The sequence below is a fragment of the Azohydromonas lata genome (genome assembly GCF_034427735.1).
Classification (GTDB): domain Bacteria; phylum Pseudomonadota; class Gammaproteobacteria; order Burkholderiales; family Burkholderiaceae_C; genus Azohydromonas; species Azohydromonas lata.
In genome coordinates, this window is sequence record NZ_JAXOJX010000128.1 from 1 (window position 1) to 10,542 (window position 10,542).

The following is a 10,542-nucleotide window of genomic DNA, read 5'->3' on the forward strand; positions in this document are numbered from 1 at the left end:
CGCGGCCGCGGCGGGCGGCTGCGCGGCCTCGAAAAGCAGCGTGTACTCGCGCGAGAGGCGGCCGCTGGCCCACTCGATCTGCAGGATCAGGTCCAGGAAGGACTCCTGCACCGGCGCGTCGCTGCTCAGGCGCAGCACCGCTTGCCCATCGGCGCGCTGCTGCACGCTCACGCGCGCGCCGGACAGCGCCGGGCTGTAGGCCACGCCCGCGCTGCTGAAGGCGGCAGGAGGCGCGATGCGCGCCGACAGGCTGGCCGCCTCCTCGGCACTGAGCGCACTCAGCTCGATTTCCGCGCGCAGCGGCTCGCCGCGCGCCGACTGCAGCGTGATGCGGCCCAAGCCCAGCGCCCAAGCGCCGCCGCACACCGCCAAGCCCATGACGGCCGCAGCCGTCCCCCGCAACATGTGCCGGGCCGCTTTCTTCGAGCTGATCCTCAAGGCCACTCCCCTAAAGACAAACGGCGGCGTTGCCGCCGCCCGCGCCGCGCCGGCCGCGCGTGCGCCTCAGGCACACCGCGCCGCCGGCACGGACTGCTGCCAGCAGTCCGCCTCTGATCAGGACTCGACCAGCAGGCGCAGCATGCGGCGCAGCGGCTCGGCCGCGCCCCACAGCAACTGGTCGCCGATGGTGAAGGCGCCCAAGTACTCCGGCCCCATGGCCAGCTTGCGCAGGCGGCCCACCGGGATGGTCAGCGTGCCCGTCACGGCCACCGGCGTCAGGTCACGCACCGTGGCCTCGCGGGTGTTGGGCACGACCTTCACCCACTGGTTGTCGGCGGCGATCATGGCCTCGATATCGGCCAGCGGCACGTCCTTCTTGAGCTTGAAGGTCAGCGCCTGGCTGTGGCAGCGCATGGCGCCGATGCGCACGCAAAAGCCGTCCACCGGCACGGCAGGCGAGTTGAAGCCCTCGCCCTGGCCGAGGATCTTGTTGGTCTCGGCCATGCCCTTCCACTCTTCGCGGGAGACGCCGTTGCCCAGGTCCTTGTCGATCCAGGGGATCAGCGAGCCGCCCAGCGGCACGCCGAAGTTGGCCGTCTCGGCGCCGGTGAGCGAGCGCTGCTTCTCGACGATCTTGCGGTCGATTTCCAGGATGGCGCTCTTGGGGTCGTCCAGCAGCGCCTTGACCTCGGCGCTGAGCGTGCCGAACTGCGTGAGCAGCTCGCGCATGTGCTGCGCGCCGCCGCCGGACGCGGCCTGGTAGGTCTGGGTGCTCATCCACTCGACCAGGCCGGCTTTGTAGAGCGCGCCCACGCCCATGAGCATGCAGCTCACGGTGCAGTTGCCGCCGACCCAGTTGCGCCCGCCCTTGGCCAGCGCGTCCTTGATCACCGGCAGGTTGACCGGGTCCAGGACGATGACGGCGTCATCCTTCATGCGCAGCGTGGAGGCCGCGTCGATCCAGTGGCCGTTCCAGCCCGCGGCGCGCAGCTTGGGGAAGACCTCGCTGGTGTAGTCGCCGCCCTGGGCGGTGAGGATGATGTCGCAGCGCTTGAGCGCCTCGATGTCGAACGCGTCCTGCAGCTTGGTTTCGTTCTTCGCCATGGCCGGGGCGGCGCCGCCGGCGTTGGAGGTGGAGAAGAACAGCGGCTCGATCAGCTCGAAATCGCCTTCAGCGCGCATGCGCTCCATCAGCACGGAGCCGACCATGCCGCGCCAGCCGACCAATCCCACGAGTGCCATCGTCAATCCTTTGAAATTACAGATCCCGGACCCCAGCCTTCCCGGCTCGCTTCGCCGGGGTCCAGGGGATGGGCGAGACGAACCGGAGCTTGATCAGCCCGTAATCGTTTTGCCGGTAATGGCCGCCACCACGGCGTCGCCCATCTCGCGCGTGCCCACCTTACGGGTGCCGTCGCTGTAGATGTCGGGCGTGCGCAGACCCGCGGCCAGCACGGCGCGCACCGCCGATTCGATGCGGTCGGCGGCTTCGGGTTGGGCGAGGGTGTAACGGAGCATCATGGCTGCGGACAAGATTGTAGCCAGCGGGTTTGCAACACCCTTACCGGCAATGTCCGGCGCGCTGCCATGGCTGGGCTCGTACAGGCCCTTGTTGTTCGCATCCAGCGAGGCCGAGGGCAGCATGCCGATAGACCCCGTGAGCATCGCGGCCTCGTCCGAGAGGATGTCGCCGAACATGTTGCCGGTCACGACCACGTCGAACTTCTTGGGCGCCTTCACGAGCTGCATGGCCGCGTTGTCCACGTACATGTGCTCCAGCTCCACGTCGGGGTACTGGGCGTGCACCTCGGTCACCACGTCCTTCCAGAACTGGAAGGTCTCCAGCACGTTGGCCTTGTCCACGCTGGTGACCTTCTTGCCGCGGCGGCGCGCGGCCTGGAAGGCCACGTGGGCGATGCGCTCGATCTCCGGGCGCGAGTAGCGCATGGTGTCGAAGGCTTCCTCGGCGCCGGGGAAGTGGCCGTCCACGGCCGTGCGGCGGCCGCGCGGCTGGCCGAAGTAGATGTCGCCGGTGAGCTCGCGGATGATCAGGATGTCCAGCCCCGCCACCAGCTCGGGCTTCAGGCTGGAGGCGTGCGTGAGCTGCTCGTAGCACAGCGCCGGGCGCAGGTTGGCGAACAGGCCCAGGTGCTTGCGCAGGCCCAGGATGGCCTGCTCGGGGCGCAGCGAGCGCTCCAGCTTGTCGTATTGCCAGTCGCCCACGGCGCCGAAGAGCACCGCGTCGGCGTCCTTGGCCAGCTGCAGCGTGGAGTCCGGCAGCGGGTGGCCCTGGGCCGCATAGGCGGCGCCGCCGACGACGGCCTCTTCCAGCTCCAGCGGCAGCTCCAGCACGTTCAGGACCTTGACGGCCTCGGCCACGATCTCGGTACCGATGCCGTCACCCGGCAGCACTGCAATCTTCATGTCTTGTTCTCCAGTGGAATGTTGGGCTTTGGGCGCGTCAGACCGCCGTGTGGGCCAGCCAGGGCATGCGCGCCAGGCGCTCGGCCTCGTAGGCCTTGATCTTGTCGGCGTGGCGCAGGGTCAGGCCGATGTCGTCGAAGCCGTTGACCAGGCAGTACTTGCGAAAGGGCTGCACGTCGAATTCCAGCTCGCTGCCGTCCGGCTTGACCACGCGCTGGCGCGGCAGGTCGATGGTGAGCTGGAAGCCGGGGAAGGCCGCCACGTCGTCGAACAGCTTGTCGACTTCGTGCTCCGGCAGCACGACCGGCAGCAGGCCATTTTTAAAACAGTTGTTGAAGAAGATGTCGGCGAAGCTCGGCGCGATGAGCGCGCGAAAGCCGTACTGCTCCAGCGCCCACGGCGCGTGCTCGCGGCTGGAGCCGCAGCCGAAGTTGCGCCGGGCCAGCAGGATGGAGGCACCCGCGTAGCGCGGCTGGTTGAGCACGAAGTCGGGGTTGGGCTTGCGGCTGGCGATGTCCTGGCCGGGCTCGCCGTGGTCCAGGTAGCGCCACTCGTCGAACAGGTTGGGGCCGAAGCCCGTGCGCTTGATCGACTTCAGGAACTGCTTGGGAATGATGGCGTCGGTGTCGACGTTTTCGCGGTCCATGGGGGCCACAAGGCCCTGGTGCACGGTGAAGGCTTGCATGTCACTTCGTCCTGGAAGCGTTTTCGATGGCACCGCCCGCGGCCTTGATGTCGCGGCCCATGCCCTGGATGGTGTTGCAGCCGGCCAGCAGGCCCAGCAGCAGCAAGGAGGCGATGACTCGTTTCATGGTGAGGAGTTGGGCAGGCGGTTTCGGGTTCAGGCGATGCGGCGCACGTCCACGAAGTGGCCCTGCATCGCGGCGGCGGCGGCCATGGCCGGGCTCACCAGATGGGTGCGTCCGCCGTTGCCCTGGCGGCCTTCGAAGTTGCGGTTGGAGGTGCTGGCGCAGCGCTCGCCCGGCTCCAGGCGGTCGGCGTTCATGGCCAGGCACATCGAGCAGCCAGGCTCGCGCCATTCAAAGCCCGCGGCCTTGAAGATTTCGTGCAGCCCTTCACGCTCGGCCTGCACCTTCACCAGGCCCGACCCCGGAACGACCAGCGCGGCCTTCACGTTGGAAGCCACCTTGCCGCCGATGCGCTTGACCACCTCGGCCGCCTCGCGCAGGTCTTCGATGCGCGAGTTGGTGCAGGAGCCGATAAAGACCTTGTCCACGAACACGTCGGCCAGGGGCTTGCCCGGCTCCAGGCCCATGTAGGTCAGCGCGCGCTCGATGGCGCCGCGCTTGACGAGGTCCTTCTCGTGGTCGGGGTCCGGCACGCGGTCCTCGATGGAGAGCACCATCTCCGGCGAGGTGCCCCAGGTGACCTGCGGGCGAATCTGCGCGGCGTCCAGCTCCACCACGCGGTCGAAGTGCGCACCCTCGTCGGAGTGCAGCGTGCGCCAGTGGGTGACGGCGGAAGTCCATTCGGCGTCGGTCTGCGGCGCGAAGGGACGGCCCTTGACGTAGTTGAGCGTCACCTCGTCCACGGCCACCAGGCCCGCGCGGGCGCCGGCTTCGATGGCCATGTTGCACACCGTCATGCGGCCTTCCATGGACAGCGAGCGGATGGCCGAGCCGGCGAACTCGATCGTGTAGCCCGTGCCGCCGGCCGTGCCGATCTTGCCGATGATGGCCAGGACGATGTCCTTGGCGCCGCAGCCGCGCGGCAGCTGGCCTTCCACCTTGACCAGCATGTTCTTGGCCTTCTTGGCCAGCAGCGTCTGCGTGGCCATCACGTGCTCGACCTCGCTGGTGCCGATGCCGTGCGCCAGCGCGCCGAAGGCGCCGTGGGTGGAGGTGTGGCTGTCGCCGCACACCACCGTCATGCCCGGCAGCGTGGCGCCGTTCTCGGGGCCGATGACGTGCACGATCCCCTGGCGCTGGTGCATGAAGGGGAAGTACGCCGCGGCGCCGAAGGCGCGGATGTTGGCGTCCAGCGTCGTGATCTGCTGCTTGCTGATCGGGTCGGCGATGCCGTCATAGCCCGCTTCCCAGCCCGTGGTGGGCGTGTTGTGGTCGGCAGTGGCGACGATGGAGCTCTTGCGCCAGGGCTGGCGATTGGCGATGCGCAGCCCCTCGAACGCCTGCGGGCTGGTGACTTCGTGCACCAGGTGGCGGTCGATGTACAGGAGGGCCGTGCCGTCTTCCTCGGTGTGGATGACGTGCTCGTCCCACAGCTTGTCGTAGAGCGTGCGTGCGGTGTTCATGGCGTCGAGGTGGTGGTGAGAGAAGCGCCGGCCGCCGCCAGGGGCAGCGGCGCGGCCAGGGAATCGATGAAGCGCTGCACCAGGGCGGGCAACCGCTCCTGGGAACGCACGGCAATCTGGTACTCGCGCTCGGCCCAGGTCTCGTCCAGGGCCAGCACGTGCAAACCAAACAGTTGTGAAAAGCGCTCGGCAACGACGCCGGGCAGGATGGCCACGCCCAGGCCCGCGCCCACGAGCTGCGCGATGGCGTCGAAGCCGTGCACCTGCAGCCGGGTGTTCAAAACGCGGCCGCGCTCGCTGGCCTGCTCGCGCATGAATTCCTGCACCGCCGCGCCCACGTGCAGGCCCACGAGGTCGTAGTCCAGCAGCGCCTCGAAGCGCACGCCACCCTGCCCGGCCAGCTCGTGGCCGGCGGGCACGATCACGGCCAGCGTGCCGCGGCGCCACGGCCGCGTGGCGAGCTGCGGCTCCAGCAGCGGCGGCACGAAGATGCCCACGTCGGCGTGTCCTTCGGCCACGGCCGCCTGCACCTCGGCACTGGTCATGTCCTCCAGGCTGATGCGGATCAGCGGGTTCTGGCGCGTGAAGGCCGCCAGCGGCGGCGGCAGGCATTCGGCGATGGCGCTGGCGTTGGCGGCCAGGCGCAGGTGGCCCTTGAGGCCGCGGGCGTACTCGACGACCTCGCTCTCCAGCGCGTGCAGCGAGGCGTTGAGCGAGCGGATGTGGCGCACCAGGGCACGGCCCGCGTCGGTGATCTCCACGCCGCGCGCGCGGCGCTCGAACAGCACCACGCCCAAGCGGGCCTCCAGGTCCGACAGCCGTTTACTGGCGGCTGCCAGCGCCAGGTGCTCCCGCTCGGCCGCGCGCGTGAGACTGCCGGTTTCGGCAATCGCGAGCACGAGGTTGAGGCTGAGGAGATCGAAGCGCATGGCAGGTTTTCGTCAAGGCTGCGTATGGTGCCTTGGCGCCAGACGAAGGGTCATCGGCGTTTTGCAATCCAGCCTTCGCGGGGCGCGAAGGGTGATGCAGATCAAACGCGGTCAGCGGAACCGCATTGCCGGCGCACGGCCCTTGAGCCGAACGGCGATGGGCAGGGGTTCGGCCCGCTTGCGGGCCGAATGGCCACGCCAACCAAGGCCGGATCAGCCCACCACCAGCCGCTCGCCCTCGCCCGCCGGCAGCACCTCGCCGATCTCGGCGGCGTCATCGAACCCGTGCCGGCGGAACACCGCCAGCACGTCGCCCACCGAGGCCGCGTCGCAGCTCACCAGCAGCCCGCCGCTGGTCTGCGGATCGGTCAACAGCGAGCGCTCCAGGTCGCCCAAGCCGGCGCCCAGTGCCACTTCCGCGCCGTAGCCCTGCCAGTTGCGCCCGGAGGCGCCGGTGATGAAACCCTGGGCGGCCAACTCGCGCACGCCTGGCAGCAGCGGCACGGCGTTCCAGTGGAGCCGCACGCGGCACTGCGCGCCGCGCGCCAGCTCCAGCGCGTGGCCGGCCAGGCCGAAGCCCGTCACGTCGGTGATGGCGTGCACGCCTTCCAGCGCGGCCAGCGCCGGGCCCGGCGTGTTGAGCTTGGTGGTGTTGGCGATCATGTGGGCGTAGCCCCCGGCGCCGAGCTGCTCCTTCTTGAGCGCGGCCGAGTACACGCCCACGCCCAGCGGCTTGCCCAGCACCAGGCGGTCGCCGGGGCGAGCGTCGGCATTGCGGCGCACGCGCTTGGGATGCACCAGGCCCAGGGCCACCAGGCCGTAGATGGGCTCGACCGAGTCGATGGTGTGGCCGCCCGCGATGGGAATGCCCGCCTCGCGGCACACGGACTGGCCGCCTTCCAGGATGCGGCCGATCGTGGCCGCGGGCAGCACGTTGATGGGCATGCCCACGAGGGCCAGCGCCATGATGGGCGTGCCGCCCATGGCGTAGACGTCGGAGATGGCGTTGGTGGCGGCGATGCGTCCGAAGTCGAACGGATCGTCCACGATGGGCATGAAGAAGTCGGTGGTGGCGATGAGCGCCTGCTCGTCGTTGAGCTGGTAGACGGCGGCGTCGTCCGCCGTCTCGATGCCCACCAGCAACTGCGGCGGCACGGGCATGGCGGCCGTGGACTTGAGGATTTCGGACAGCACGCCGGGGGCGATCTTGCAGCCGCAGCCGCCGCCGTGCGAAAGCGAGGTCAGGCGGGGCGGGGTCGGGGTGTTCATGGGCGGGGCATCTCCAGCAGGTCGGCCAGCATCGCGCGCAGGGTGGCCTGCTCGCGCGCCGGCTCGAACAGCGGCGCGCGCCGCGCGGCGGCCTCGGACAGGGCCGCGAGCATAGCGGGGTCATCCAGGCATTCACTGAGCAGGGCCGCCAGCCCCGCCGCGTCGCCCGGCTCGAACAGGCCGGGGTAGCCGGCGCCCAACAGGCCCACGTTGCCCGGGATGCGCGAGGCCAGCACCGGCGCTCCGGCGGCCACCGCCTCCACGATCACCGTGGCCGCGCCCTCGATCACGCTCGGGTGCACCAGCAGGTGCGCGCGCGCCATGCGCTCGCGAGTTTGCGCATGGGGCAAGGCACCCAGCCAGCGGTAGGCCGGCAGCTCGGCCTGCAGCGCCCTCGCCTGCCGCGCGAGGGCTTCGTCCAGCGCGCCGCCCAAGTGGTCCAGCACCCAGCCGCCACGGCCGGCGAGTTGCCGCAGCGCGCCCCAAGCCGTCGCCGGGTCTTTTTCCGCGCGCAGGTGGCCGACCATGAGCAGCCGCAGGGGCGGCGGCAGCGCCGGGCGTTCGGCCGCGGCGGCTTCAGGCAAAGGCTCCACGCTGGGAAAGCACACCACAGCCTTGCCGCGGTGCTCGGCGGGCAGGTCGTCCGCCGCCCGCTCCTGCAGGACGATCAGCCGCGCCGCCAGCGCCAGCGAGCGCTGCGCGGCGGCGTCCACGTGGATGTCGCGGTAGAGGTCGGTGCCGGTGAGCGCCAGCGCGATGGGTCGATCAGGCTGCGCCTGTGCCCAGGCCGCGATGCTGTCGGCGCTGCGCCGCGCGTGCAGCGCCAGCAGTACATCCGCCGGCTCGCCGCGCCAGCGGTCCGTCAGCAGCACGTCGAAGGGGCCGTCCAGCATGCGCGCCCAGCGGCTGGCGGTGTGCCAGTTGCCGTTGTTGGCGGCCGCCAGCGCGGGCGTGACGAGGCAAAGGCGGAGACGGCGGAAACGGCTCATGGAGCGCGACTTATAGCCGCTGCACGGCGCCGGCCTGGCCGGCAAGGCCATGGACGGCCCGTGCCGGCGCCGCCCAAGGCCATCACCGGCCACCCCGGAATGCCAGAGAAACGTGACGGCCAAGTTAAATACAAAAGCCGAAAAACATGGGTACTCCGGCAATATGCGACAAACCCGCAAAATGAGCAGCATGCCCGCAGGCCAAGGGTTATGTGGATTTACAATTCCCGTTTGCACAGCCCATGTGTGCGCCTATGCACATTCCAGATTGACCTGGGCATGACCGCCTGCAAATACCATTTTTTTAAAATCTCGTGAATTCGAGAAATAGTCCACGGCGGCACGCCGTCGCCCACTGGACAAATGGATAAATGGACGGAAACACCACCATGAAAGGGCCTGCAAGCGCAGCGGCCAGCCTGCTGGCGGCGCTGGCCTTGGCGGCTGCCGCGCCGGGTGCGCGCTCGCAGCCGCAGGACGGGCCAGCCGCCCTGGCCGAGCGTGTGTGCGTGGGCACGCAGTGCCTGGAGCTGGTCGCCGTGCCGGGCGGCAGCTTTCTCATGGGCTCGCCCGCGGGCGAGGCCGAACGCTCCACCGACGAGGGGCCGCAGCACCCGGTGAGCCTTCAGCCCTTTTTGCTGGGCCGCTTCGAGGTGACGCAGGCGCAGTGGAAGGCGGTGATGGGCCGCAACCCCAGCCAATTCCAGCGCTGCGGCGGCGACTGCCCCGTGGAAAACGTGAGCTGGCAGGACGCGCAGGCATTTATTCGCAAATTGAGCCAGCTCAGCGGACGGCGGTTTCGCCTGCCCAGCGAGGCCGAATGGGAATATGCGGCGCGCGCCGGCACCCGCTCGGCCTTTTCCACCGGCACGGCCATCACGGCGGCACAGGCGAATTTCAACGCCACGGGCACTTATGGCGGCAGCGCGCCGGGCCCATACCGCAAGGCGCCGCTGCGCGTGGGCCGGTTCGCGCCCAACGCCTTCGGCCTGCACGACCTGCACGGCAACGTCTGGGAATGGGTGCAGGACCGCTATTACCGCAGCTACTTCGACGCGCCGGCCGACGGCAGCGCCTGGGAGCCCGCGGACCACGGCCCGCGCCGCGTGGTGCGCGGCGGCTCCTGGGCCGACGCGCCGGAGGCGCTGCGCTGCGCTTTCCGCGGCGCGCTGGCACCGGACGTGCGTCTGAGCGGCGTGGGTTTTCGCATCGCGCGGGACGAGTGAGCGGCAGCCATGGCGACTTTCCACCTGCCGCCCGGCACGGCTTCGCGCCGGCACCTGCTGCTTGGGCTGGCGGCGGCGGGCATCGCACCGCTGGCGGGCCCTGCCCTGGGCGCGCCGGCCCATTGCGCCGACCGCCCTGAGCACCCCGACCGCACGCGCGGCGGCTGCAAGGCCGACCCCGCCCAAGCGCCGCGTGCCGAGGCCGGCGTGCTCATGGCCATAGGCGGCAACGAGGACAGGCGAGGCGCCATGGCGGTGCTGCGCCGCTTCGTGCAGCTCAGCGGCGGGCTCCGCGCGCGCATCGCCGTGCTCACCACGGCCAGCGCCACGCCGCAGCTCATGGGCGCGAGCTATGCGCAGGCATTCAACCGGCTGGGCGTGCGACGCCGGGTGGAGCTGGCGATCGGCTCGCGCGAGGACGCGGACAGCCCCGCGGTGGCGCGCCGCATCCTGGAGGCCGACGGCGTATTCATCACCGGTGGCGACCAGCACCGGCTGCTCACCGCCCTGCGCGGCAGCGCGGCGCAGCGCGCGCTGCGCCGGCTGCACGCGCGGCCGGACAGTTGCATCGCCGGCACCAGCGCGGGCGCCGCGGCGCTGTCGCGCAGCATGCTGCTGGGCGCCCGCTCGCTGGAGGAGCCGGAGCAGGAGGCCGCCTGGCTGGAGGACGGTTTAGCGCTGCTGCCCGGCGCCATCGTGGACCAGCACTTCAGCGAGCGGCAGCGGCTGCCGCGGCTGATCACGGCCGTGGCGCAGCAGCCGGGCCTGCTGGGTTTAGGTGTGGACGAGGACACGGCGCTGGTGATCGAACCCGGCCGCGCCCTGGAAGTCGTGGGCGCCGGCACGGTGACGCTGCTGGACGGCCGCCACCTGCAGGCCGTGCGCCCCGGCGCCGCGCCGGACGCCGCCGCGCTCCAGCCGCTGCTGGTGGCCGGGCTGCGCCGCCAGGTGTTCCACGCAGGCCAGCGACTGGCGCTGGAGGGCGGCGCGGC

The 10,542-nt window shown here is 70.5% G+C and carries 11 protein-coding genes; 2 read left to right on the forward strand and 9 right to left on the reverse strand.

Features of this window, described 5'->3' with window-relative positions; genetic code table 11:
- From SM757_RS33910 to senB, 9 genes are all read right to left on the reverse strand, one after another.
- On the reverse strand, window positions 1-405 hold a 405-nt coding region (locus SM757_RS33910; protein ID WP_407655826.1), incomplete at its 3' end, for a type IV pilus assembly protein FimV.
- 150 nt (window positions 406-555) lie between these two features.
- The gene (gene asd, locus SM757_RS33915; RefSeq protein WP_322468709.1) at window positions 556-1,683 is read right to left on the reverse strand and encodes an aspartate-semialdehyde dehydrogenase; all 1,128 of its coding nucleotides are present in this window, start codon (window positions 1,681-1,683) and stop codon (window positions 556-558) included.
- 93 nt (window positions 1,684-1,776) lie between these two features.
- Complete coding sequence (leuB, locus tag SM757_RS33920) at window positions 1,777-2,865, reverse strand: 3-isopropylmalate dehydrogenase (protein ID WP_066336707.1); 1,089 nt, start codon at window positions 2,863-2,865, stop codon at window positions 1,777-1,779.
- Between the two features lie 37 nt (window positions 2,866-2,902).
- Window positions 2,903-3,550 (reverse strand): 3-isopropylmalate dehydratase small subunit, encoded by a 648-nt coding sequence (leuD, locus tag SM757_RS33925; protein ID WP_322468710.1) that lies wholly within the window; start codon window positions 3,548-3,550, stop codon window positions 2,903-2,905.
- A gap of 1 nt (window position 3,551) precedes the next feature.
- On the reverse strand, window positions 3,552-3,677 hold the full coding sequence (locus SM757_RS33930; protein WP_084267484.1) for an entericidin A/B family lipoprotein: 126 nt from the start codon (window positions 3,675-3,677) through the stop codon (window positions 3,552-3,554).
- A gap of 29 nt (window positions 3,678-3,706) precedes the next feature.
- Window positions 3,707-5,137 (reverse strand): 3-isopropylmalate dehydratase large subunit, encoded by a 1,431-nt coding sequence (gene leuC, locus SM757_RS33935; RefSeq protein WP_066336714.1) that lies wholly within the window; start codon window positions 5,135-5,137, stop codon window positions 3,707-3,709.
- Window positions 5,134-6,066 (reverse strand): LysR substrate-binding domain-containing protein, encoded by a 933-nt coding sequence (locus SM757_RS33940; protein WP_322468711.1) that lies wholly within the window; start codon window positions 6,064-6,066, stop codon window positions 5,134-5,136. Before SM757_RS33940 ends, leuC begins: the two co-directional genes overlap by 4 nt.
- 213 nt (window positions 6,067-6,279) lie before the next feature.
- Window positions 6,280-7,335, reverse strand: a complete 1,056-nt coding sequence (gene selD, locus SM757_RS33945; RefSeq protein ID WP_322468712.1) for a selenide, water dikinase SelD — start codon at window positions 7,333-7,335, stop codon at window positions 6,280-6,282.
- Window positions 7,332-8,324, reverse strand: coding sequence for a selenoneine biosynthesis selenosugar synthase SenB (gene senB / locus SM757_RS33950; RefSeq protein WP_322468713.1), 993 nt, complete (start codon window positions 8,322-8,324; stop codon window positions 7,332-7,334). Before senB ends, selD begins: the two co-directional genes overlap by 4 nt.
- A 389-nt stretch (window positions 8,325-8,713) precedes the next feature.
- On the opposite strand from senB, the gene SM757_RS33955 reads away from it, so the two are divergent.
- Window positions 8,714-9,550: a formylglycine-generating enzyme family protein gene (locus tag SM757_RS33955; protein ID WP_322468714.1), complete on the forward strand. Its 837-nt coding sequence runs from the start codon at window positions 8,714-8,716 to the stop codon at window positions 9,548-9,550.
- 9 nt (window positions 9,551-9,559) lie between these two features.
- Window positions 9,560-10,542 (forward strand): cyanophycinase (locus tag SM757_RS33960; protein ID WP_322468715.1); only part of this gene is annotated, 983 nt, incomplete at its 3' end.